Below are 24,425 nucleotides of genomic sequence, written 5' to 3'. Positions count from 1 at the left end.
ATGAACGGGTATCCGTCAATTAATTCATGTTTTTGCCGACATTGCGCGTGCGGTTTCTGCTGATCAGGGCGACGCGGAGTCCATGCCAATCTTACGGCTTGTTTCCAGCCAGCGAAAAATTTGGACATTTTCGTCTGGCTGAAACCATTTGATGCCATTAGGGTCGCCGACATTGCGGCGCTTGGGCCGGACTCACTTACGGACGAGGCAATATTGACTACAAAAGCGGACTGGATCGCGGTCGATTGGGGTACGTCAAACCTACGCGCCTGGGGAATCGACGCGTCGGGCGATGTCGTGTTCAGCCATACCTCTCCAAAGGGTATGGGCAAATTGAACCGGGAGGAATACCCCGCCGCCCTAAGCGAAGTGGTGGCTGGCGAGGCGTTTACTGCGGCATCGGTCGACGTTCTGATTTGCGGAATGGCCGGTGCACGGCAGGGCTGGATTGAGGCACCCTATCTTGATGCTCCAGCCAATTTGCAGGCGCTCGCTAATGGTGCCGTTCGGCCCGAAATAGCTAACGCAGCATTGCGACCGGCGATTCTTCCCGGCGTTTGCCAGAAAACGCCGGGCAGCGAAAATGTCATGCGTGGCGAAGAAACGCAGCTGCTTGGATTAAGCGTTTTGATTCCGGATTTTGACGGTGTCGTCTGTATGCCCGGCACCCATTCGAAGTGGGTGGCGCTAAGCGGCGCGCGCATTACGCGTTTTGCCACGGCCATGACCGGCGAGCTTTACGAAGTGCTGCGCACGCATTCGGTGTTGCGCCATTCACTCAATGGCGATCTGGATGGCCCGGATCGCGAGACGGGTTTTGATGCCGGGGTTGACGCCGGACTTGCACGACCCGACGATCTATTGGGGCTTTTGTTCAGCGTTCGGGCCGGTTCACTGCTGTCGAACCGCAAGCCGGATTGGTGCGCGGGCTATCTGTCCGGTCTTCTGATCGGCTCGGAAATCGGTGGTCACCGCGATTGGCTAAGCCAGTCCGAAGTTCCGTTGATCGGCGCAACCTCTTTATGCGGCCTATATCAAACCGCCTTGAACAAGGTTGGGGCCAAAACCCGTTTGATTGATGCGACCGAGGCCGTACTTGCGGGCCTGAAAGCCGCGCGCCAGCACGCAGCATAGGAATATATCTCATGACCCATCGACACATCATCGCCATTCTGCGTGGCATCACGCCAAAGGAAACTATCGCGGTTTGCGAGGCGCTTGTTGCAGCAGGTATTAATCGCATCGAAGTACCCCTGAACTCGCCGGAGGCGTTGACCAGCATATCGCTTGCTTCAAATACTCTTGCCGACAAGGCCGAGATTGGTGCTGGCACCGTTTTGTCCAAGAAGCAGGTATGGGCCGTCGCAGACGCTGGCGGCACATTCATTGTGTCGCCCGATGCCAACAAGTCGGTCATCGAAGAAACGGTGCGTATTCAACTTGAATCCTATCCCGGTGTGATGACCCCGACAGAGGCGTTCAGGGCGATCAAGGCTGGCGCAACCGGGCTCAAGTTCTTTCCGGCTGAGGTGCTTGGACCCAAGGGGATCAAGGCGATGAAGGCGGTATTGCCACCCGACATTCCACTTTACGCTGTTGGCGGCGCCAATCCCGACAATTTCGTTGAATATTTCGCCGCGGGCTGCGTCGGGTTCGGGTTGGGAACATATCTCTACAAGCCGGGCATGAGCGCCGACGATGTTGCAGAACGCGCCCGGATAGCCGTTGCTGCCTACGATAAAGGAGCGTCAGAATGAACCGGACCGCCAAGCTGTTGATCGACAGTCGATGCTCCCTGGGCGAAGGTCCGATCTGGCATCCGGATCGCCGGCAACTATTCTATTTCGACATTGCCGGACAGACGCTGTTCGCTGCCACGGCAACTGGCGAGAGCGCCGGACAGTGGCAGTTTGACGAAGTTGTTGCGGCGGCTGGCGTTATTGATCGCGACAATCTCGCCATTGCGACGGAAACGGGGCTTAAATCCTTCAACCTGAATACCAGCGCCCAATCGTTGATTGTTTCAATTGAGGCAGACAACAAGGCAACCCGCACCAATGATAGCCGCGTCGACCGTGCCGGCGGGTTCTGGATAGGCACCATGCTCAAGGACGAGGGTGAGTCCCAAGGCGCGGTCTATCACTATCGCGCAGGAACACTGTCAACCATTCTTCCCAGGGTCGCTGTTCCGAACGCGACCTGTTTTTCGCCGGATGGTACCGTGGCCTATTTCGCGGATACGCCGACCCACAAGATCATGCAGTGCCGTACCGACCCGCAAACCGGCCTGCCCATCGGCGAGTGGAGCTTGTTTCACGAGGTCACTGACGGTCGCGGCGCACCCGATGGCGCTGTTACCGACAGCGAAGGCTATTTGTGGAACGCCCGATGGGGCGGAAGCTGCGTCGTGCGGCACGCGCCTGACGGATCAATTGACTACGTGGTCGAACTGCCTGTCAGCCAAGTGACATGCCCTGCATTTGGTGGCGACGACTACAAGACCCTGTTCGTGACCAGCGCCAGTATTTCCCTGTCGGCGGAGCAGCTAGAAGTGGAAAAACATGCCGGCGGCATATTCAGCCTTGAGGTCGATGTGCCTGGCCTGCCCGAGACAATAGTCGCACTCTAGGAGTTCAAGCGGGTTCTATACATGGTTGATATGGTCAGGACTCGAACCCGACATTGGCTGACGATGCTGTCAACACGGTCGGAGTCAGCGTTGCAAAACTCGCCAGGGCCGGTTAAGGCTGGCAATTGCGGGCCTGATGTCAAACCGGTGCGCCGCCGGTTGCCAGCGCAGCCACTCCACACCGCCGCGTTTCAGGTCATCTGAATCGATCACCGTGGTTTGCTCGCGGCAGAACGCCGGTGCTCGAAGGTGGGTGACCACCAGTTGATTGCGGCCGCAGTCCTCTGGGAAAGCCGAATAGGCGGTCACAAGCGATGCGGAAAAATCTTTCGCGGCAACTATGCAGGCCTGATCGTCGCAATGCATGCCGGATGCTGTGCTGGCAATGGGTTCTGAATATTGCTCGCTCCAAACTTTTACCGCGAAACTGCCGTTGCGACCGCCAAGCAGGCCCAAGCCGTCGCCGGTGCGGATAGCCACGGCCTGGGTGGTATCGGCGACCAACACGTCGGGCACAACCGCAAATCCGAACAACAGAACCGCCGGTACCGCCAACAGAGGTCCGGCGTAGCGCCAATAGCCTTCGAGAAACGCAAACCACGCCAAGGCCGCAAGTCCGATCAAAAGCGCTGTCGCGGACAATAGTGGGTGCGCGTCAAGCCCGGCGCTCCACCCGGCGACCAGACGCGCCACGTCGAGCATACGCTCGATTCCCCAGCCCATGGCATCAAAGAAATACCCCTCGATCCCCAGCGGCATGAATAGCAATCCCAACATCGCTGCAGGCATGATGATCAGGCTGACGACGGGCAGCGCCAGCACATTTCCCAAAACGCCGAGCGGCGCGGTTTGTTGAAAATGATAGGCAGAGAACAACAACGTTGCCGAACCGGCGATAAAGCTTGTCGTGGCGGTCGCGGCGATTATCTTGCCGATACGGCCAAGCCACCCGTGTTTGCCCCGCATCCCCCGACGCGGCATCTCGTAGAACTCCAATCAACCCGACAACGGCGGCAAAGGACAATTGAAAGCTTGCGCGGAAGATACTGGGCGGATCGATAAGAATTATCACCATGGCTGCCAGCGCCACGTTTCGCATTGTCAGCGCGCGCCTTCCAACCAGCACCGCGCCAAACACCAACGCTAGCATCAGGGTTGAACGGAACGCAGGCACATTGGCCACACCGCCCGCAAGCAACAAATACCCACAGGCGGTGACAATGCCGCCCAATGCAGCGATTTTCTTGATCGGCAAGGCCTGGGCAAAGCCATGCAGGCTGGCCAGCAGCAACCGAAGGAAGGCAAACATGCCGCCCGCAACCAGCGACATGTGCAGGCCGGAAATCGAATATATATGCGCCAACCCCGCCGCTGACATGACTTGACGAGTGTCGTCGGTGATCAGGCTTTGATCGCCGACCACCATTGCCCAACCGATGGCAGCGGCCTGCCCGGACAGGACGCGATCAATCCGACCGCCAATCTGGCGACGCATACCATCGATCCACCGCGCCATATCCAATCCGGCGCCGGGCGTTACCAGTTCCAATCCACTCGTGACATTGCCATAGGCACCAATGCCCTGAAAATATGCGTGAAATTGTGCATCAAATGCGCCGGGCAATACCGGTCCCGGCACGGGCGCCAGTCGCAATTTTGCGCGAATAATATCGCCGGGTGCCAAGGACGGCGTTGGCGCCAGGAACAGCCTTGCTCGGCGGATTGCCACCGCGTCGCGAGGATCGCTGGCACGCAAATCAGAAACGATAATGCGCCGCGCATCAGGGCTCGACGAGATGATTTCGTCTATATGGGCAGTGAATTCGCCGTAGACGGGATACGCCAGCATCGGCGTGCCAAAGAGCAATCCGTGGAGCGGCAATATCGAAAACCCAACCCACAGAGCGGTCAGCAGCACCAAAATGCGAAGGCGCCCAATTGTCGCGCCTGAAATCGCAAGCAGGGTCGCCAGTGCCAAACCGACAAGGGCCAGTGCCCAGGCCAATGGTTCGGACCCCAATCCGGCGTAAATCACCATGCCGACAATCATGGCAAAAGGCAAAAGGACGATCAGACGTCGGCGGTGCAGCGCCCGTTCAATGGCGACCAGAGGAGCCGCCTTTGTTGTAAATCCGGCATTGAACCGACCTGGCAATCGTTGCCGCATGAAGGGTTGCAACCTGGCCTTGCTGCCAACCGTATCCGCATCGATCACTGCTTGCCCCGGCATCTGGCGCACCCCTGCCCTTGCGCTCATGCTCGCCTATGGTACACACGGCGCACAATCTGTCCAACCGTTCTGGTTATCATGTCTCAAATTGTCACCCGTTTCGCACCGTCGCCCACCGGCTACCTCCATATTGGTGGCGCCCGCACCGCCCTGTTCAGCTGGGCCTATGCACGCAAGCTTGGCGGCAAGATGTTGTTGCGTATTGAAGATACTGATCGCGAACGGTCAACTGATGCCGCAGTGGACGCCATCAAAGACGGTCTATCTTGGCTTGGCCTGCAATGGGACGGCGACGCCATATCCCAATTTGCCCGCGCCCACAGGCACGCCGAAGTTGCGGCGGAACTTGTGGCCAAGGGCCTTGCCTATAAGTGCTATTGCTCCCCCGAAGAATTGACGCAAATGCGAGAGGAGGCTCGTGCTGCTGGCAGGGCGCCGCGCTACAATGGTCATTGGCGCGACAGGGATGCGACTGAAGCCCCCGATGGGGTGGCGCCTGTCATCCGCATCAAGGCACCGCAGAGTGGCGAGATCATTGTCAATGACCACGTTCAGGGCAAGGTTGTGTTCAAAACCGAAAACCTTGACGATTTCATCATCCTGCGTTCGGACGGCACCCCGACCTATATGCACGCCGTGGTGGTGGACGATCACGACATGGGCGTTACCCACATCATACGTGGAGACGATCACCTGACTAACGCCGCGCGCCAGATCGTCATCTATAACGCCATGGGCTGGACCGTGCCGGAGATGGCACATATCCCGCTGATTCATGGACCGGACGGGGCAAAGCTGTCCAAACGACATGGTGCGCTAGGCGTCGACGCCTATCGACATATGGGGTATCTGCCCGAGGCATTGCGCAACTATCTGGCGCGGTTGGGCTGGTCTCACGATGACGACGAAATATTTTCCACTGATCAGATGATCGAATGGTTCAGTCTGGACGCCCTCAACAAGGGCGCGGCCCGTTTCGATTTCGTCAAGGCTCGAAAACATCAACGGGATTTATATCCGCGAGGCCGACCCCAAATATCTGTTCAAGGTGATGGTCAGTACAGCGGCCGAAGTCGGACGCACGGTTGATCAAGCAGGATTGATTGCCAATGAATCGACGGTCCTGGCTGCCCTGCCCGAACTGCAACCGCGTGCCAAGACGGTCCTGGACTTGATTGATCTGGCCCAGTTCATTTACGCTGTGCGTCCATTGACGATTGACGCAGCAGCCGCTGCCCTATTGACTGACCATTCACGCGCACTTCTTGCAGACATGCTGCCGGTTTTGCGCGGACTCAATGATTGGACCGTACCGGCAATTGATGCCGCAATGCGTGCCCTCGCAGAACAAAAAGGCCTGAAGCTAGGCAAATTGGCGCAACCATTGCGCGCCGCTTTGACTGGGCGAACGGTTTCGCCGGGCATTTTTGAAGTCATGGTGCTGATAGGAAAAGACGCAAGTCTTGACCGGTTGTCAGACCAGGCAGCGCCGTAGCCGAGTGAGCAGATCAGGGTACGCCTTGCGTACCCATTGATTGCCTGCGATAGACAAAAACTGCTACCTCAGAGGTAGATTGTACGCCTGAACCACAATGCTGGCCCTACTTTTCGTATACTTCCATCAATTTGGGTGTGGGCCATCCAGGAGAGCTAAATGACCGATAAAGTCGCCAAACTCGTCATCGGGGACGACAGCTATGAATTCCCTGTCCTTGAAGGTTCCGTAGGACCGGATGTCATTGATATTCGTTCGCTCTACGCCAAGACGGGCATGTTTACCTACGATCCGGGTTTTACCTCGACCGCAGCGTGCGACAGCGCCATAACCTTTATCGATGGTGACAAAGGCGAACTGCTTTATCGCGGTTATCCAATCGACCAGCTGGCGGCGAAAAGCAGCTATATCGAAGTCTGCTACCTGCTTCTGTACGGCGAACTGCCGAGCAAACAGCAATTGCGCGAATTTGAAGCGCTGGTCACGAAGCACACGATGGTGCATGAACAGATGCACTATTTCTTCCGGGGCTTCCGCAGGGATGCGCACCCGATGGCAATCATGACCGGCGTTGTTGGTGCCATGGCCGCATTTTATCATGACAGCACCGATATCAACGACCCGGTGCAGCGCGAGATTGCCTCGATCCGCATGATCGCAAAAATGCCGACTATTGCCGCGATGACCTATAAATACTCAGTAGGCCAGCCCTTCGTTTACCCCCGAAACGAACTGGATTTCGCGTCCAATTTCCTGAGCATGTGCTTCTCTGTGCCGGCCGAACCCTACGAGGTCAATCCCGTGGTCGCGCGCGCCATGGACCTGATTTTTACCCTGCACGCCGACCATGAGCAGAATGCATCAACATCAACCGTGCGTTTGGCTGGATCCTCCGACGCCAACCCGTTTGCCTGCATCGCTGCGGGTGTGGCCTGCCTCTGGGGCCCGGCCCATGGCGGCGCCAACGAGGCAGCGCTGAGCATGCTGCGCGAGATCGGCTCAGTTGAGCGCATCCCCGAATTCATCGCGCGTGCCAAGGACAAGAATGATCCATTCAGGCTGATGGGCTTTGGGCATCGGGTTTACAAGAATTTCGACCCGCGAGCGACGGTGATGCAGGCGACTGCCAAGGAAGTGCTCGACCTTTTAGGAGTTGAAAATAACCCAACGCTGCAGGTTGCGCAGGAGTTGGAAAAAATTGCGTTAGAAGATCAGTACTTTATCGACCGCAAGGCTCTATCCGAATGTCGATTTCTATTCCGGCATCATTCTGGACGCGGTCGGCTTTCCAACCTCGATGTTCACCGTGCTATTCGCAATGGCTCGTACTGTCGGCTGGATTGCCCAGTGGAAGGAAATGATCGGCGACCCGCAAAAGAAGATCGGTCGCCCCCGCCAGCTTTACAATGGTATGCCGATGCGCGACTACGAAGAGATCAGCAAGCGCTGAATTTGGGCAGATGCGCCAGTATCCGGTCAGCCGGATCCTGGCGAGGCGCCTCAGGTTCACCGACCAGCATCAGTTCAGCAAGGCTCGTCAAATGCCGTAATCTGGCGTTGGCGGGCTTCCTTGTTTTCGACCAATAGCAAAGCCGCCGCAGCTATTTCGGCCACGTCGGGGTTTCTCGCCACAAATTCAGGCACGATTGAAGAACCCGCGATAATGTTGGGAAGTCCAACTACAGGTTGGCCGATTTGCTTGTAGGTCGCCGCTTGGGCTGCATCCATGGCGTAGATCAGGATCATTGGCAGTTTGGCCAGCGCCAGCTCCAACGTTGCCGTACCAGCCACGCTTAAGGCCATCAACGCCCCTCGATAGTGCTCGGCACGTTCGGTACGAACTGCGCTGATCTCGACCGGCATGGCCCAACCCGCCACTGCCGCGCGCATGTCAGCCACCAGATGCGGCAAGGTCGGAATGAAAAATCCGTCAACGTTTGGATGATCGGCGAGGCGCTGGGCAAGGCTGCGCAACAATGGCAAGTGTCGGCGCAATTCGCCGGGGCGGCTGCCCGGCAACAGCACTACGATACCGGCGTCGTGGCTAGTGGCGACGGCAACATCTTTGAGCGCTGGATGACCCACATAGCTGGTTGGTGGACCGCCGAGCCGTGCCATCACCTTGGGTTCAAATGGCAATACCGCCAGAACTTCGTTAAAAAATGGCGTCAGTTTGGCGGCGCGTTGTGGCGCCCGCGCCCACACTGTCGGTGCGCCGAACAAGATCATTGGACCCTGATAACCGAGACCGCGGGCACGCTTGGCGACGCGCTTGGAAAAGTCTTGAGCGTCAACCAATACCGTCACATCAGGCGCAAGTCGCGCGATTTCGCGAGCCGTCTGTTCAACACGCCAAAGCAATAGTGGGAGCCGTTTGATAACGTCGGTTAGTCCCATGACAGCTAAATCATCCATGGGAAATATTGGATCGAGACCCAACGCGACCATCTCGTCGCCGCCGACGCCAAACACGTCGACCCGCAGTCGCGCCTGTAATCGAGTAAGCAGATCGGCAGCGATACGGTCGCCCGAGGGCTCCCCGGCAACGATAAACAGCCTGAGCGCCTCAACCATCGTCAAGTGATACTCCAACCACTGTTATTGCGTGCTTGTCTGCAAGATCAGCCACACTTGCCCTATTGACGATCAGGCTGCGTCCGGCTTCCACTGCAATAATGCTGATGCCGTTGCTGGCGCAATTTTCGACGGTAGTTGGCCCAATAGAGGGTAAATCCGCAAAGCCTGGTTGCTGTGGTTTCATTGCCTTGGCGAGAACCAGTGGCGTCGAGCCATCGCCCGCCAATCCGGCACGAGCCAGATCGCCGACACGCGTTATCAGATCGTCTGTACCGCCGATATCTTCGACCGCAATCACCCGCATTCCCGACAATACGGCCGCTTGTCCTATATCCATGGCGCCGATGACCTTGGCTGTTTCGAGCGCCTGACGCCAGGACTGTTCCACGCCCTGATCGGGCTCTGGGCCGCATATATGGCCGCGCCCGGCTAATAATTCGGGCGCGATTTCCTCGATGCCGACCAGTTCCGCCCCGGTCATTTTCTTGAGTACACCCGCCAGTCCGGCCAACGCCGCATCGCCGACCGGGACCGCGATCGCCTCAGCGGCGTCGGCGTCGGCGTCGGCGCCAGCGGCAAAACGGATCAAGTCCTGACGCGCCTTGTCGGGCAAGTGTATGCCGCCCGCCATGATGATGTGGCTGGTCCGAAAAATCTTTAGTGACCAGATAATTCCGAGCGGATTGGCGATATCAGCCGAAACCACCTTGACCCCAGCCAAATCATCGCGTGGCGTCAGCGCCAACACCTGAACTTTGTATCCAGCGGCCTTTGCCGCCACCACGGCATGTGGCACCAACTCACCTGATCCAGCGAATATGGACAGTCTACCCGCCACGCTGTCCGCCTTTGTTGCTCAGGAACTGGCGCCGTTGCGCGGGGTCATTATTGGACGGTCCGATGCCGCGCCGATGAAATTGACCACGTCCTGAACCAGATCGTCGTTCTTGAAAAGCTCGGCAGCATCTTCAACGCGCTCCTGCAAGGTTCCTTCACTTGCAAATATCAACCGGTATGCCGCGCGCAGGCGATGGATGGCATCGCGATCGAACTTGCGCCGCCGCAGACCGACAAGGTTCAATCCCGCCAGGCTGGCGCGATTTCCCAGCGCCATGCCATAAGGAATTACGTCTGCGTCGATCATGCTTTGGGCACCGATAAAGGCATGCGGCCCAATCCGTGTAAATTGATGCACGACGCAGATGCCGCCAAAAATCACGTTGTCACCGATGACACAATGACCAGCAACACCAACACAGTTGGCCATGATGACATTGTTGCCGATAATACAGTCATGGGCAACGTGCGTGGTGGCCATCAACAGGCAATCATCGCCGACCTGAGTCAGCATGCCGCCGCCCTGCGTACCCGGATTGAGTGTGGCGGATTCGCGAATCGTGCACCGCTTGCCGATAACAAGGCGCGACTGCTCACCGGCGTATTTCAGGTCTTGCGGCTGATGGCCGACCGAAGCAAATGGAAATATCCTTGTGGCTTCGCCTACATCGGTGTGGCCATCAATGGACACGTGCGACACCAGTTCGACATTGTCGTGCAGTTCGACATTGTCGCCGACGACGCAGTAGGGACCAATGCGTACATTTTCACCGAGTTGGGCACCCTTGCCGACAATGGCCGTCGGATGAATTGTCGATTGGCTCACTGAGGCGCCCCGACGATCATTGCCGTAATTTCGGCTTCGGCAATAATATTCCCGTCAACCATGGCCTTGGCTTCATAGCGACCGACGTTGCGGCGGCGCTGGATTTTGGCAATGTGAAACTCGATCCGGTCGCCCGGCACCGCCGGCTTGCGGAATTTTGCCTTATCAACACCCAGCATCAGCACGATGTTCTTTCGGCCCGCATTTGAATCATGGTGGATCACGATGGCGCCAGCCGTTTGGGCCATGCCCTCGATAATCAGGACGCCGGGAAAGATTGGATTGTTTGGAAAATGACCTTGAAAAATGGGCTCATTAAAGGTCACATTTTTGATGCCGATCGCTGTTTCATCGCCATCAATCTTGATGATCCGATCGATCATCAACATCGGATAACGGTGCGGAAGCGCCTCGAGAATCTCGGCAATACTCATCGCAGTGAGTTCTGAGTTGTCAGTCGAGATTTCGTTCATTTCCCTTGTTCTCCCTTAGTCAATTTGCGCACCGTCGCCAACTCTCGCCAAAAGTCTCTTATATCCTGCGCGGGCGCGCCAGCAAGCTTGGAGCCAGGCGGCCAATCCTTGGTGACCGCGGCGCGGCCATGAACAACCGAGCCACTGCCAATATTCAGGTGGCCCGACGTGCCGACGCCGCCGCCCATTAACACGCCATCGCCAACGATGGTCGATCCTGATAGGCCTGACATTGCGGCGATCAGGCAGTTACGTCCGATACGGCAGTTGTGGCCAATCTGAACCAGATTGTCGATTTTGGTACCTTCCCCCAGTACCGTATCGCCCAACGCACCACGGTCGATGGTCGAATTGGCGCCAATCTCGACGCGGTCCTGAACGATCACCCGACCCAGCTGTGGCACCTTGCGGTTTGTTCGACCGAAATCAAGCCAGCCAAATCCTTCTGTCCCAATTCTGACGCCGGAATGGATAACAACATCATTGCCGATATGCGCACAATCAATACTGGTATTGGTGGCAATGTAACAATTTCGGCCAATCGTTACGCCATTACCGATAACTGTGTTGGCCCCAATGACCGTACCTCGACCGATTTCCACATTGTCGCCGATCACCACTCCGGCGCCAATTACGGTATCGGCTTCGAGTAGAGGCGACTGCACCGGATCACCGGTTATGGAGCGACCGGGCTGTCGAACGGTGGGGTATAGTGAATCCAGAATATCTGCGAATATTTCATGCGGTCGCGCCGCTTCAATCGCGATCAAATTGTCCGGCACCGCCTCACGCAAGGCCGGCAGAATGATTGCGGCACCGGCATGGGTGCGCCTGAGGTCATCAGCATAGCGGGCATTGGCCGCCAGTACCAGTTCCCGGAATCGGCCAAACCAATCTCATTGGCACCGTGAACGACAAACTCTGCGTCGCCTGCCGCCAGTGTGGGCGCAGAAAAACCGATGCTGGACAGCAGTGTGCCCAATGTGGTCGGCCCGGAAAATCGGTGAAAACGAATATCGACCATATAACATCACTTAGCAACAAAAGGAGCCGCGGCGCTACCGCCCCGCGGCTCCATGAAATGCTACACCTGCTGTGCCCTAGAGCAAAGTCGACAGTGTTAGCTGGAAGACCTGCGTCCGGTCCGAGGTTGCCTTGCTCAAAACATGAGCAAAATCGCCGCGTAGAGGACCGAAAGGCGAATCCCAGATGATCGATGCACCAATTGACGAGCGCCACTTATTGTCGACGCTACCAGGATCAAGCGCGACTCCGCCGCCGTTGGCAGCCGTACCATCAACCCAAGCTGCATCTGCCCAGACTGCGCCGCTCACGCCGTAGCTTTCAGGCAGCACGGGGATCGGGAACATGATCTCGGCAGACAGGCCAGCATACATTGTCGCGCCCAGATATTCACCAGATGCCAGGCGTGGGCCGAGGCCACGGCCCTCAAATCCACGGATCAGGCTCGAACCAGGTTTATAGGCTTCAACAACCGGCACGCCAGTGCCGCTGAAGTCATTAATGACGCCAGCCTGCCCCTTAACGCTCGCTACAATGCCGCTATCTTCAAGCAGTGGCATGAAATAACGCGCCCTGGCTTCGGTACGCATATAGTTGAAGTCCCACCCAACATATTGCTGGGTGAAAGTGGCATAGATGCCTTCGGTTGGCTTCTTGACATCATCAACATTGTTCCAGGTCAGGGTGTAGCCAACAAATGCCTTGTTGAATTCCTGACCATCGGCAACCAGGCTGGAGTTTGGCTCACCGACATTGTTGTCAGTAATAATCTTGTGCTCACCGCCGGCGAATATCGTTGTCGACAGATCGCGTGTAATTGGAATGCCGAATCGCAACTGACCGCCGGTGGCCGTCGAACCATAGAAACTGCTGACAGTTTCGTCGTCGATACGGTGGTAGGCGTCAACGCCAGCCGACACTTTCAAGCCCATGAACCGGGGTTCGGTGAAGGAAAAGTCAAAGGTCTTGCCAGACTGTGAAGCACCAATCGCTGCGCGCAGATATTGACCGCGACCCAGGAAATTGCGCTCGGTCAACGAAATTTCGCCCAGGATACCGTCAACTGTCGAGTAGCCGGCCGTTGCTCCATATTCACCTGTCGACTGCTCGGTAACCGCAATATTGACGATGACCTTGTCGGGTGCGGAACCAGGTTGGGTGGTAACATCGACGGTCTTGAAGAACCCCAGATCTTGAATGGCGGTACGGCCACGCACGACCATTGAACGGTTGAACGGGTCGCCTTCGCCGAACTCCAGGCTCACGCCGAATGACAAAGTCGCGAGTCTTGGTGTTACCGGTGATGTTTACACGCTCAACATAAACCCGCGGGCCCTCATCGACCAGATAGGTGATGTTGAACTTGCGGTTGGCAATATCACGATCAAGACGCGCACGGACGTCGGCAAAGGAATAACCCTGTGCTGTTGCCTCGTATGACATGTCTTCGATAGTTTTTTGAAGGTCGGTGATCGAATAGCGCCGATTGGTATCGGTTCGAATCGAACTTTTCAATTCGTTGGCGTTCAAGCCATTGATGCTGGTTTCAATCCCGACATTGCCAAACTCATATTTCTCACCCTCATTGACCGTGAAGTTGATGAAATAGGCGTTCTTGGACGCATCAAACTCACCAACGGAGGTAACCTGAGCATCGGGAAAGCCGCGATTGGCATAGTAGAGACGAACCCGCTCGCGATCGACGGCCAATTTTTGCTCGTCATAGGTGTCGTCACGGAACAACCAGCCCAGAATCCCGGTTTCCTTGGTCGCGATAGCGCCTTTGAGATTGCCGGCATTGATGGAATTATTGCCGGTAAAATTGATAGCCGCGATACCGGCGCGATCGCCCTCGTCAATGACAAAGGTAACGCGCACACGGCCGTTTTCCTGCGGTTCCAACCTCGTTGCAACTGAAACCCTGTTGAAGCCGTCGCGGTCATAGGCCTGCCGGATGCTCTCGACATCGGCCTGCACACGCTGCTGGCTGAATATGCCGGAACTAGATGCATCGACCATGGTCAGCAGTTGCGCGTCCGAGAAGCGTCGATTGCCCTCAAACAGCACCGAAGACACGAGCTGATCCTGCGCCACCGTTGCCTGCGTGCCCACCAGGGGAATTGCTGTTCCGGCAAGCGGCGCGGCCCCCAGGATTGCAAGCGCCAGAACAGCGCTGCGCATCAACTTGGTTGGATTGATCATATTTTATTGCCTTCTGCGACCGTGCCCCTTGGAATCGCCATGCACAGCATTCCCCCGAGCAGACTCCGTTACCACCTTTTTTACTGCATTTTTAACCAAGGGCAAGGCGGAAGCGGCGCTTGGGTTAGCAAATGATTGGCGTATGTGTATTCGTGCAACACCTCAAGAACTAAAGTTAACAAGGTCTTAAGTCGCGCTGCGCAAATATGCGAACAGAGTATCGTTGAAAAGTGTGAACACCATGAGCGCCAACACCAGCGCGAAACCGATGCGGAATCCAGCTTCCTGCACCCGCTGGCTAAGCGGGCGGCCACGGATTGCCTCGACAAGATAGTAGGCGAGATGCCCGCCATCCAGCATCGGTACCGGGAGCAGGTTGAAGATTCCAATATTGAGTGACAACAGCGCCGTCAGATTGATCAGCGCGATTATGCCGAGCGAAGCAACCTCTCCGGACACTTTTGCAACCTTGACCGGTCCACCCAGCTGCTCAACGTCCCCCCGACCGACGAAGAAATCGCCCAGAAACGCGGCGGTCCGATTGACGATAAAATGGATTTCCTCGACCGTCATGCCAAATGCCTCGACGGGATCGGGGCGGTAAAGCGTTATGTCGGTGTTCTCGACATCACGGCTGACACCGATCCGTCCGATGCGCTGATTGTTGCCAAATCGGTCCTTTACCTCAACGGCTTCGGGCACGACGGCGAGCTCTTCGGTACGACCGTTGCGATCAAGGACGACGTCGACGTTGCGAGCGGGGCTTGTGGCCACGAGTCGCTGAAAATCCTCGAAACCACGGACTTCGTAGCCGTCGACCGACAGGATGCGATCACCAGCCTCAAACCCGGCCTGTTCGGCAACCGACTGGGGAACAACCGAGCCGATCACGGGCGGAATCGTATAGCGGCCATAACCAAGCAGCAGCGCGTATAAAATGAAAAATGTCAAAATGACGTTGGCCAATGGGCCGGCGATCACCACCGATATTCGCTGCCAGACGTTCTTGTTAACAAACAGATGGGGTCGCAACGCTGGATCAATCGCGTCCGCTGCGGCTGGGTCGGGCAGGCTAGCGGCGTTCATGTCACCAACAAAACGCACATAGCCACCGAGCGGGATGGCCGACACCCGCCAGCGCGTGCCGTTCCGATCATAGCGCCCCCATAATTCGGGACCAAAGCCGACCGAAAATGTGTGTATGGCAATGCCGTTCCATCTCGCGACAAGGTAGTGGCCCATTTCGTGAACGAACACGATCACGCTCAAAACGACAAGGAACGGGATCACGAACGATAGCAGCCAGGGGATGAATTGCAGCATTTTTGTCCTATTTGCCCAGTGAGGGTGGTACAATTACCAGTACAGCAGACCCGCAGCGACGTGCGCCAGATCAGCATGAATCAACCCCAGCACAAAGACGAACAACACGCCAAATGTGAGGCTATCGAGGCGATCCATGAGTCCGCCATGTCCTGGAATGATATCGCCACTATCTTTGATACGGAAATGACGTTTGATGGCGCTCTCGCTCAAGTCGCCAAGTTGGCCGAACAGAGACACAATTGCGGACAGAACCAGCCCGATCCACCACGCCGATGGGCTGATGAAAAACCAGGCAATGGTGCCGCATGTCGTGCCCAGCGCCAAACCGCCCAACGCCCCTGACCAGGTCTTTGAAGGCGAAATGTCGGGTGCCAGTTTCTCGCCACCGATCTGGCGACCGGTAAAAAATGCCGCCGAATCGGTCGTCCAGACCACGATACCAAGATAAATGCCGGCCACCATGCCGACAGGGCCAGTGCCGCGAAGCGCCAGCGCCGCCATGATTACCAAGCCGAAAAAGATCAAGCCAAACGCGCGCCACCATACGCCCTCGCCGCCAAACGCCACGGCGATTCCGCACGCCATGGCGATAACCAGCGCCAGGCCGAGAATACCGAAGGCGGGAAAGGCAATGGCCGACACGCCCACAAGACCGATCAGGACGACGCCGACCGGTTTCAGCGGTGCGCGGGTGACCATGGTCTCCCATTCCCTATAGGCACCGGCAAAGGCCACCCCGACAATCAGCGCGAAAAGATAGCTGCCAACGTACAGCGCCCCAACAGCCAGTGACACCAAAACGAGCGCGGAAAGCAGGCGTGGCCGAAGGTCCGCCCAAATGTTGCGTCGTTCATTCTGTATGGGCGGGGCGGGCTTTTCCTGCTGGCTCAACGGGATCGCGCCTCTATGCTGCCAAATCGGCGCTCGCGGCTGGAATAGGTTTGTAGCACCCGCAGAAAACTGGCGTCGTCGAAATCGGGCCAATTCTCCTCGACAAACACGAACTCAGCGTAAGCTGACTGCCAGAGCAGAAAATTAGACAGTCGTTGCTCGCCGCTGGTGCGGATAATCAGATCGGGGTCGGGCAAACCACTCGTATAGAGTTCGCCCTCGATTGTCGCCTCGGTGATGTCGTCTGGCGACAATGTTCCGGCGGCAACTGCACGCGCAATGGTGCGGCAAGCGTCAGCGATTTCGGCCTTGCCGCCGTAGTTGAATGCGACCACAAGCGTCAAACCGTTATTGTCTCGGGTCTTGTGTTCCACATCCTCTATAAGCCGGATCAGTGATGGCTCTAGGCCGAGGCGTGAGCCAATAATTCGGACCCGCACATTGTTGCGGATCAACCGCTCCAGATCCGACACAACAAAACGGCGCAGCAAATTGAATATGAACGCTATTTCATCTTTTGGACGCGTCCAGTTTTCAGAAGAAAAGCTGAAAACCGTCAAATTGGCCACGCCATAGTTGATACAAAGTTCAACCAGGTTACGCAGCGCCTTTACGCCCTCGATGTGGCCCTCTGTCCGCAGCTTGCCGCGCGCCTTCGCCCAGCGGCCATTGCCATCCATGATCACCCCGAGGTGAGCCGGAATACGCAACGGGGCGCTGTCAGCGTCTGTGGCAGTTGCAGCAGGATCCATCGACATCCACGCCCTCCCGGCGCAGCCCGACTTTCGGGCTAAACCTGCATGATTTCCTGTTCTTTGGTGGCGAGCAGCGCGTCAATATCCTGAACCGCGGCGTCCGTCGCCTTTTGAACCAGATCAGACTGCGTCCGACTTTCATCCTGGCTCATGTCGCCATCCTTTTCGGCCTTTTTCAACACGTCCATACCGTCGCGTCGGACGTGGCGTACAGCAACACGGGCCTGCTCAGCGTAACCATGAGCAACCTTGGCGAGTCTCGCGCCTGCGTTCAGAATTCAATTCGGGTAACGGTATGCGAATGACCTGCCCCTCCGCCATCGGGTTGAGGCCGAGACCGCAGTCGCGAATTGCCTTTTCAACGGCGCCAGCCATGCTGCGATCCCATACCTGTACGCTGAGCATTCTTGGCTCGGGCACCGTGACCGTTGCAACCTGGTTTAGTGGCATGCGTGAGCCATAGGCTTCAACGGTTACGGGATCCAGAAGACTACTGCTGGCACGCCCGGTGCGCAGACCAGATAGGCTCGCCATGAAGCGATTCAATTGACTTTGCCATGCGGGCTTTAAGATCATTCAGATCAAATTCGGCGGCCATTGTTATCGTCCTTCTATCTTATTCAGGTTTGCCGACGCGGGTGCTTCGGGTTCGTCCGGCCAAGACGCCAGCCAAACCTTCCTTGTCGTCGAGCGCATAGACAATTATCGGCAGTCCATTGTCGCGGGCAAGTGCAAAGGCGGCGGTGTCCATCACCCTTAGATCCTGCCCGATGACCTCATCATAGGTGATGGTATCGTAGCGTGTTGCCCCCGGCACCTTCATGGGGTCCGCCGAATAGACGCCGTCCACCTTGGTGCCCTTGAGCAGCACGTCGCAATCGAGTCTCAATGGCCTTGAGTGCTGCGGCGGTATCGGTCGTGAAAAACGGATTGCCGGTGCCGCCCGCACAAACAACGACGAAGCCCTCTTCCAGGGCGGCCTTGGCGGCGCGGGCTGTAAAACTGTCGGCAACCGAGGGCATGTTGAGGGCGCTGAATACTCTGGACTTTACGCCCTGGCGCGAAATGGCATTGGATAGCGCCAGCGAATTGATGACCGTGCCAAGCATGCCCATCATGTCGGCGGTCACGCGGTCCGTACCGCCCGCTGCAACGGCCATACCCCTAAAAATGTTACCCGCACCAATGACAATGGCAATTTGAGCCCCGCCCTTGGCAGCGTCAGCGACCTGTTGGGCGACTGAATGAAGAAACTCCGGCTCGATGCCGAATGACTGATCGCCGGCAAGCACTTCGCCCGACACTTTGAGCAGAATACGCTTATATGCAGGCGCCATCAGCAACCCTCTCCTGAAATTGACTGGGGCGTCGAATCCGTTGACGCCAGCGGAACCCTAAATCATTTGCCACAGAAGTGGAAACCGGATCGCCGCAGGAAAGCGCATCTGGCCAGCAATGCATTCAAATAGAAGCAGGGCCGGGCTTTATTGGGCGGGCACAAGGACCCGCCCAATATTATTACTGCTTTACGCCAGACGTCGCGGCAACTTCGGCCGCAAAGTCGTTGGCGATCTTGTCGATGCCCTCGCCCAGACCAAAACGCACAAATTGTGTGAGCTTGATCGGTGCACCGGCCTCTTTTTCGGCGGCCTTGATGGCATCGCCGACCTTGGTTTCGCCATCGATCACGAAAGTCTGGGCCAGCAGTGTGACCTCTTCATAATATTTGCGAACACGGCCTTCGACCATCTTCTCGACAATTTCTGCGGGCTTGCCAGATTCGCGGGCCTGCTCTGCAAAGATGGCGCGCTCACGCGCAACAACGGTTTGGTCGAGATCGTCTGGCGAAATCGACAGCGGGCTGGTTGCCGCAATATGCATCGCCAACTGCTTGCCAAGTGCCGACAGCACCTGCTTGTCACCGGTCGATTCCAACGCAACAAGGATACCGATCTTGCCCATGCCAGGCTTGGTGGCGGCATGCACATAGCTTTCGACCACACCGTCAGTAACCGACACAACGTCGGCGCGGCGCAGGTTCATGTTTTCGCCGATCTTGGCAATTGCTTCGGTGAGTTCGGCCGAAACCGAATGGCCAGAACCGGGGAACGGCATCTCACCGAGCCTTAATAACGTCACCTTCGCTGTCGATGGCGAGCTTTGCCACATTGCCAACAATGGCCTGGAACTGTTCGTTACGCGCAACGAAATCTGTCTCGGAATTGACTTCGACAATGGCCGCGGTCGTGCCGTCGGTGGCAACGCCAACCAAGCCCTCGGCCGCGACCCGATCAGCCTTTTTGGCAGCTTTTGCCAGACCACGAGTACGCAACCAGTCGATCGCCGCTTCCATATCGCCGTTGTTTTCGGCCAAGGCCTTTTTACAGTCCATCATCCCGACGCCGGTGGAGTCGCGCAATTGCTTGACCAATGAAGCTGTGATTTCCATGATTCACCTCTCGGCGGCCCCGCAGGGGGACCGCATGGTTCATATCAATAGTGATAATCGGATGATCCGATTAGTTGGCAACGCTTTCGGCAGCCAGAACTGGCTCCTCAGGCGCGGTTTCGGCCGCACCCAAATCGGCGCCGAGATCGGACGACGAGCGGCCGATACCGTCAATTGCCGCCTTGGCGATCAGCGAGACATACAACTCAAGCGCACGTGATGCGTCATCATTGCCGGGGATGGCAAAATCGACAACATCGGGATCGCAGTTGGTGTCAACAATTGCGATGACCGGAATACCCAGACGACGGGCTTCCTTGATCGCATTGGCTTCCTTGTTGGTGTCGATGACAAAGATCAGGCTGGGCAGATTGCCCATGTCCTTGATACCGCCGAGGTCGCGCTCGAGACGCTCCTGCTCGCGGCTCATCATCAAGCGCTCTTTCTTGGTACGACCTTCCAGGCCTTCGGCGCCCAAAGCTTCGAGCTCACGCAGGCGGTTGATCGAATTGGAAATGGTCTGCCAGTTGGTCAGCGTGCCGCCGAGCCAACGCGAGTTGACAAAATACTGTGCCGAGGAGCGCGCGGCCTCAGCGACCAATGGCGCAGCCTGGCGCTTGGTGCCGACAAAGAGCACACGGCCACCGTCAGCGACCGTATCAGACACCAGCTGCAGCGCGCGGCTGAGCATCGGCACGGTCTGGCTCAGCATCCAGAATGTGAATGTCGTTACGTACGCCAAAGATGTACTTTTCCATCTTTGGGTTCCAGCGGTGCTTCTGGTGACCAAAATGGACGCCTGCTTCAAGCAGTTGGCGCATAGAAAAATCGGGCATTGCCATGGGGCAATTCTCCTTTACCGGTTGATGCCGCCACGAGACTTGCGACGGAAACCGTCACCGGATGGACATCTGATCATAAATCAGAGGACCTGCCTCGTGTGTGAAATCGCGCTGACACGCAGTCAAGCGCAGGCGGCATATAGGCGATAAAGCACCGAAGCGCAAGGGCGATGCGCGCACCTCTCGGACTAATTCAACCGAACGTCCGTAACCCCGTCGAGCGCCTTGATGCCACCGGCAACTTCGCTGGTAAGCCGAAAGTTTCCGGGCAGTTCGATCTCATATTCGCGCGCGCCACCATCGCGAATTACCACAAAGCTGACGGCGCCTTCGCCGCCACGCTTGAGCCTGGGCGCTGATCGGGGGCAGACATTTGACGTCGGCGGCAAATACAGTCAGTCGGCGCCCCACTTTTTCTGCTGCCTCTTCAATCGCTTGAACATCAAGCAGTCGAACACTGACACCATCGGGTCGCTCGTCGGCGCCCACTTTCAGGATCACAGACTTCCCGACCTGCAAGAGACCGCCGAACTCATTGATCTGCTCGGAAAACGCTATGCACTCAAAGCTGCCGCTCTGGTCAGAGAGGTTGAGGATCATCATCGGCGTGCCCTTGCGGGTTCGACGGTCCTGTCGACCCGAAATGGTGCCGGCCAACCGACCAGCTGATGCACCGTCCTTGACTGCTCGTTCAAAATCCATCCAACGCTGCACGCGAAAGCGGTCGAACAGTTCGGCATAGGCATCGAGTGGATGCGCTGACAAATGGAACCCGATTGCCGAAAACTCGCGCTCGGCCCGCTCGGTAGTAGTCCATGCAGGGATACCCTGGGGCAGCTTTATAGGCTCGGGTGCGCCCATATCGAACATGTTGCCCTGCCCCTCGACGCGTTCCGCGGTCAGCGCCTGTGCCATGCCGATTACGGATTCTATAGCCACGAATGCCTCCTCGCGGCGCTCAACAATGTCATCGAACGCCCCCGCATTGACCAGCGTTTCCAGCGTCCGCTTGGACAAAAGCCTTGGATCAACGCGTTTGGCAAAATCGCCGAGATCCTTGAAAGGCGTGTCGCCACGCACCGCTACGATATGCTCGGCCACTTGCCTGCCGACGCCCTTTACGGCGCACAGGCCATAGTGGATGCGCTCGTTCTTGACCGAAAACACTGCCTGGGAGTGGTTGACACAGGGTGGCGCAATCTCGATGCCGCTCTTGGTCGCCTCACGACGGAAATCTGAGAGTTTGTCGGTATTGCCCATGTCGAGCGTCATGGAGGCAGCAAAAAACTCATGCGGGTGATGGGCCTTAAGATAACCGGTCTGATAGGCTCACCAAGGCATAGGTTGCGGCGTGACTCTTGTTGAAGCCATAATTGGCAAACTTGGCCAGCAGGTCGAAAATTGTATCGGCGAGGGATTGCTTCAGGCCGTACTTGATCGCTCCCTCGCGGAAGCGCTCGCGCTGAGCATCCATTTCCGATTTGATCTTCTTGCCCATGGCGCGGCGCAGCAAGTCGGCTTCGCCAAGCGAATAGCCCGACAGCAACTGGGCGATCTGCATCACCTGTTCCTGATAGACAATGATGCCGTAGGTCTCATCGAGAACGGCCTTTAGTGCCTCGTGAGGATATTCGACGTCCTCGCGTCCGTGCTTTCGGTCGCAAAATAGGGGAATATTGTCCATCGGACCGGGGCGGTAGAGTGCCACCAGAGCAATAATGTCCTCGAACCTGTCTGGCTTCAGATCGACCAGCGCCCGCCGCATGCCCGGGCTTTCCACCTGGAAGACGCCAAAAGTATCGCCCCTGGTGTAGAGCCTTGTAGGTTGCCTCATCCTCAATCGAGATGTCCTCGATGCGGAAATTGCCGCCATCCAGATTGATCATCTGAACGGCATATTCGATCGTGGTGAGCGTCTTGAGGCCGAGGAAATCGAATTTGACCAGCCCGGCCGCTTCGGACCATTTCATGTTGTACTGGCAAACCGGCATGTCGGAGCGCGGATCGCGATAGAGCGGTGCCAAATCCTGCAATGGTCGGTCGCCGATGATGATCCCGGCAGCGTGGGTAGAGGCGTGGCGGAAAAGACCCTCGAGATGGCGGGCGATCGCGATAAGTTCTGCGACCGTTTCGTCGTCCTCCGCCATCATCTTGAGTTGCGGCACTTCTTTAACCGTGCGTTCCAGCGTCCAGGGATCGGCTGGATTTGCCGGCACTAATTTGCAGATCCGGTCCACCTGCCCATAAGGCATTTGCAGTACGCGTCCGACGTCGCGCAGCACAGCGCGCGCTTGCAGCGTTCCGAAGGTAATGATCTGGGAAACCTGGTCAGAGCCATATTTTTGCTGAACATAGCGAATGACTTCTTCGCGCCGGTCCTGGCAAAAATCGATATCAAAGTCGGGCATCGAAACGCGCTCAGGATTCAAAAAGCGCTCGAACAGCAAATTGTAGCGAAGCGGATCAAGATCGGTGATGGTTGTCGCATAGGCAACAAGTGAGCCGGCGCCCGACCCGCGGCCCGGACCGACCGGAATGCCCTGTGACTTTGACCAGCGAATAAAATCCGCCACGATAAGGAAATAGCCGGGAAACTTCATCGACTGGATGATGCCCAGCTCGAATTCCAGTCGGTCGCGGTACTCTTTTTCAGTCTTGCCCGGCGCCGTCCCAACTGTGGCAAGTCGCCGCTCCAGCCCTTCCTCGGCCATGACACGCAGTGCATCGGCTTCCACCGCCACGGCCTGGTCGTCAGTCAGATCCGGCGCGGCGGCAAATTTGGGCAGGATCGGCTTGCGCGTATGCGGACGATAGCCGATGCGCTGGGCGATCTCGATTGTATTGTCAAGGGCCTCAGGCAGGTCGGCAAACAACTCGACCATCTCGGCGCGGGTCTTGAAATAATATTGGTCATTGAGCCTTGCGGCGTTCAGTCTGGGCCAGAACAGTGCCGCCCGCAATCGCCAGCAAGGCATCATGGGCCTCAAACTCGGCCTCCGAGCGGAAAAACGGCTCATTGGTGGCAACAAGCGGCAACCCTTGCCGATAGGCATAGTCAATCAGGCGCGGTTCCACACCCCCCTCGACCGGCCTTCCGTGGCGCTGGATCTCTACATATAAACGGTCGTCAAACGCCTCGTGCAGCAGGTTAAGTCGCTTGATCGCCTGCGCGTCGTGTCCGGCGGCAAAACAGGGATCAATCGCACCCTCAGGACCACCGGTAAGGCACAATATGCCCTCCAGTCCCTCGCGGGTCAGCCACTCCAGCCTGGCGCGCGCCGCGCCCTCCCCCCTGCAGGTAAGCCCGACTGACCAACCGTGACAAATTTCCAAATCCGGTTTCGGTCTGAGCCATCAAGACCAGGCTACTTTTGGAGGAATAACTATGGCTGCCCCGCTCGTTGGTTCGTTCTTCGGCGGCGGCAAAATCCACCGCCATCTCAACGCCAACCAACGGTTGAATGCCCTTTTTTGCGGCTTTTTCTGAAAATTCGAGCGCACCGAACAGATTGCCGGTATCGGCTATACCGAGCGCCGGCTGCGCATCGTCCTTGGCCAGTCCAAGAATTTTTTCCAGCTGCAAGGCACCCTCAAGCAGGGAATAGGCAGAATGAACATGCAGATGAATAAAACCGGGACCGCTCATGATGGACCTTTCCTAGGTCGTCTTTGTGACAGTCTACGGGCGACTGGGAAACCGCCCACGAACACAATCCACAACAGGCTCAACCGAGTCGGGTCAGGACGTCCATCCAGGTCAGCGATCCAACTGTAAAGGCGCCAATCGTCACGAACGCAGCGAAATCCTTGAGGAAGGTCAACATCTTCATCTCCTGTGTTTCCGATATGTTCTTATACGTTCGTTGTTTG

The 24,425-nt window shown here is 57.1% G+C and carries 14 protein-coding genes and 8 pseudogenes; 5 read left to right on the top strand and 17 right to left on the bottom strand.

The genetic code is table 11. The annotated features are described in order from the left end of the window. The first annotated feature begins 213 nt into the window (after nt 1–213). Genes PSQ19_RS03405 through PSQ19_RS03395 form a run of 3 tightly spaced genes read left to right on the top strand, consistent with a single transcriptional unit; the run spans nt 214 to nt 2,629 of the window. Entirely contained in the window at nt 214–1,134 is a 921-nt protein-coding gene (locus PSQ19_RS03405) for a 2-dehydro-3-deoxygalactonokinase (RefSeq protein WP_282219620.1), read from the top strand. A gap of 11 nt (nt 1,135–1,145) precedes the next feature. Beyond that, on the top strand, nt 1,146–1,757 hold the full coding sequence (locus PSQ19_RS03400) for a 2-dehydro-3-deoxy-6-phosphogalactonate aldolase (protein ID WP_282219619.1): 612 nt from the start codon (nt 1,146–1,148) through the stop codon (nt 1,755–1,757). Then, nucleotides 1,754–2,629, top strand: coding sequence for an SMP-30/gluconolactonase/LRE family protein (locus tag PSQ19_RS03395; protein ID WP_282219618.1), 876 nt, complete (start codon nt 1,754–1,756; stop codon nt 2,627–2,629). The genes PSQ19_RS03400 and PSQ19_RS03395 overlap by 4 nt, the downstream gene beginning before the upstream one ends. Before the next feature lie 84 nt (nt 2,630–2,713). On the opposite strand, the gene PSQ19_RS03390 is transcribed toward PSQ19_RS03395, so the two are convergent. Beyond that, on the bottom strand, nt 2,714–3,595 hold the full coding sequence (locus tag PSQ19_RS03390; protein WP_282219617.1) for a ComEC/Rec2 family competence protein: 882 nt from the start codon (nt 3,593–3,595) through the stop codon (nt 2,714–2,716). 25 nt (nt 3,596–3,620) lie between these two features. Then, nucleotides 3,621–4,667: pseudogene (locus tag PSQ19_RS03385) on the bottom strand (ComEC/Rec2 family competence protein); the annotation flags it as partial. A 270-nt stretch (nt 4,668–4,937) separates the two neighbouring features. Between PSQ19_RS03385 and gltX the strand changes: the two are divergent. Together gltX and gltA are read left to right on the top strand one after the other, a co-directional pair. Then, nucleotides 4,938–6,354: pseudogene (gene gltX / locus PSQ19_RS03380) on the top strand (glutamate--tRNA ligase). A 159-nt stretch (nt 6,355–6,513) separates the two neighbouring features. Next, nucleotides 6,514–7,804, top strand: a pseudogene (gene gltA, locus PSQ19_RS03375) (citrate synthase). Between the two features lie 74 nt (nt 7,805–7,878). Here gltA and PSQ19_RS03370 read toward each other — a convergent pair. The 15 genes and pseudogenes from PSQ19_RS03370 to dnaE all read right to left on the bottom strand — a co-directional run bounded on the left by PSQ19_RS03370 (nt 7,879) and on the right by dnaE (nt 24,201). Next, nucleotides 7,879–8,928 carry a lipid-A-disaccharide synthase gene (locus tag PSQ19_RS03370; RefSeq protein WP_282220602.1) on the bottom strand — a complete coding sequence of 350 codons (1,050 nt, stop codon included), beginning with the start codon at nt 8,926–8,928 and terminating at the stop codon, nt 7,879–7,881. After that, nucleotides 8,921–9,769: a UDP-2,3-diacylglucosamine diphosphatase LpxI domain-containing protein gene (gene lpxI / locus PSQ19_RS03365; RefSeq protein WP_282219616.1), complete on the bottom strand. Its 849-nt coding sequence runs from the start codon at nt 9,767–9,769 to the stop codon at nt 8,921–8,923. Before lpxI ends, PSQ19_RS03370 begins: the two co-directional genes overlap by 8 nt. An 18-nt stretch (nt 9,770–9,787) precedes the next feature. After that, a complete protein-coding gene (gene lpxA, locus PSQ19_RS03360; protein ID WP_282219615.1) occupies nt 9,788–10,594 on the bottom strand; it encodes an acyl-ACP--UDP-N-acetylglucosamine O-acyltransferase in 807 nt (268 codons plus the stop codon). Further along, the gene (gene fabZ / locus PSQ19_RS03355; RefSeq protein WP_282219614.1) at nt 10,591–11,067 is read right to left on the bottom strand and encodes a 3-hydroxyacyl-ACP dehydratase FabZ; all 477 of its coding nucleotides are present in this window, start codon (nt 11,065–11,067) and stop codon (nt 10,591–10,593) included. The genes lpxA and fabZ overlap by 4 nt, the downstream gene beginning before the upstream one ends. Further along, on the bottom strand, nt 11,064–11,933 hold the full coding sequence (gene lpxD, locus PSQ19_RS03350; protein ID WP_282220601.1) for a UDP-3-O-(3-hydroxymyristoyl)glucosamine N-acyltransferase: 870 nt from the start codon (nt 11,931–11,933) through the stop codon (nt 11,064–11,066). Before lpxD ends, fabZ begins: the two co-directional genes overlap by 4 nt. Nucleotides 11,934–12,167: 234 nt before the next feature. Next, nucleotides 12,168–13,289: a BamA/TamA family outer membrane protein gene (locus PSQ19_RS03345; RefSeq protein ID WP_282220600.1), complete on the bottom strand. Its 1,122-nt coding sequence runs from the start codon at nt 13,287–13,289 to the stop codon at nt 12,168–12,170. After that, a complete protein-coding gene (locus PSQ19_RS03340; RefSeq protein ID WP_282219613.1) occupies nt 13,183–14,292 on the bottom strand; it encodes a POTRA domain-containing protein in 1,110 nt (369 codons plus the stop codon). The genes PSQ19_RS03345 and PSQ19_RS03340 overlap by 107 nt, the downstream gene beginning before the upstream one ends. A gap of 186 nt (nt 14,293–14,478) precedes the next feature. After that, a complete protein-coding gene (gene rseP / locus PSQ19_RS03335; protein WP_282219612.1) occupies nt 14,479–15,615 on the bottom strand; it encodes an RIP metalloprotease RseP in 1,137 nt (378 codons plus the stop codon). A gap of 33 nt (nt 15,616–15,648) precedes the next feature. Then, on the bottom strand, nt 15,649–16,509 hold the full coding sequence (locus PSQ19_RS03330) for a phosphatidate cytidylyltransferase (protein WP_282219611.1): 861 nt from the start codon (nt 16,507–16,509) through the stop codon (nt 15,649–15,651). After that, nucleotides 16,506–17,267 carry an isoprenyl transferase gene (locus tag PSQ19_RS03325; protein ID WP_282219610.1) on the bottom strand — a complete coding sequence of 254 codons (762 nt, stop codon included), beginning with the start codon at nt 17,265–17,267 and terminating at the stop codon, nt 16,506–16,508. The genes PSQ19_RS03330 and PSQ19_RS03325 overlap by 4 nt, the downstream gene beginning before the upstream one ends. A 32-nt stretch (nt 17,268–17,299) precedes the next feature. After that, a pseudogene (gene frr, locus PSQ19_RS03320) lies at nt 17,300–17,862 on the bottom strand (ribosome recycling factor). A gap of 18 nt (nt 17,863–17,880) precedes the next feature. Next, nucleotides 17,881–18,607 (bottom strand): annotated as a pseudogene (pyrH, locus tag PSQ19_RS03315) (UMP kinase). A 175-nt stretch (nt 18,608–18,782) separates the two neighbouring features. Further along, nucleotides 18,783–19,713: pseudogene (gene tsf / locus PSQ19_RS19665) on the bottom strand (translation elongation factor Ts). 70 nt (nt 19,714–19,783) lie between these two features. Continuing rightward, nucleotides 19,784–20,555, bottom strand: a pseudogene (gene rpsB, locus PSQ19_RS03305) (30S ribosomal protein S2). A gap of 188 nt (nt 20,556–20,743) precedes the next feature. Beyond that, nucleotides 20,744–24,201, bottom strand: a pseudogene (gene dnaE / locus PSQ19_RS03300) (DNA polymerase III subunit alpha). Nucleotides 24,202–24,425 lie beyond the last annotated feature (224 nt).

Source organism: Devosia algicola (assembly GCF_028816455.1).
In the GTDB taxonomy this organism is placed as follows: domain Bacteria; phylum Pseudomonadota; class Alphaproteobacteria; order Rhizobiales; family Devosiaceae; genus Devosia; species Devosia algicola.
Note: the sequence above shows the minus strand (reverse complement) of the source record. Positions and strands in the feature narration are given on the sequence as shown.

Excerpts from the sequence above, each read along its gene's own strand:
- PSQ19_RS03390 (WP_282219617.1), bottom strand. The coding sequence starts at position 3,595 with ATGCGGGGCAAACACGGGTGGCTTGGCCGTATCGGCAAGATAATCGCC.
- PSQ19_RS03340 (WP_282219613.1), bottom strand. The coding sequence starts at position 14,292 with ATGATCAATCCAACCAAGTTGATGCGCAGCGCTGTTCTGGCGCTTGCA.
- PSQ19_RS03400 (WP_282219619.1), top strand. The coding sequence starts at position 1,146 with ATGACCCATCGACACATCATCGCCATTCTGCGTGGCATCACGCCAAAG.
- rseP (WP_282219612.1), bottom strand. The coding sequence starts at position 15,615 with ATGCTGCAATTCATCCCCTGGCTGCTATCGTTCGTGATCCCGTTCCTT.
- PSQ19_RS03395 (WP_282219618.1), top strand. The coding sequence starts at position 1,754 with ATGAACCGGACCGCCAAGCTGTTGATCGACAGTCGATGCTCCCTGGGC.
- PSQ19_RS03325 (WP_282219610.1), bottom strand. The coding sequence starts at position 17,267 with ATGTCGATGGATCCTGCTGCAACTGCCACAGACGCTGACAGCGCCCCG.
- PSQ19_RS03370 (WP_282220602.1), bottom strand. The coding sequence starts at position 8,928 with ATGGTTGAGGCGCTCAGGCTGTTTATCGTTGCCGGGGAGCCCTCGGGC.
- fabZ (WP_282219614.1), bottom strand. The coding sequence starts at position 11,067 with ATGAACGAAATCTCGACTGACAACTCAGAACTCACTGCGATGAGTATT.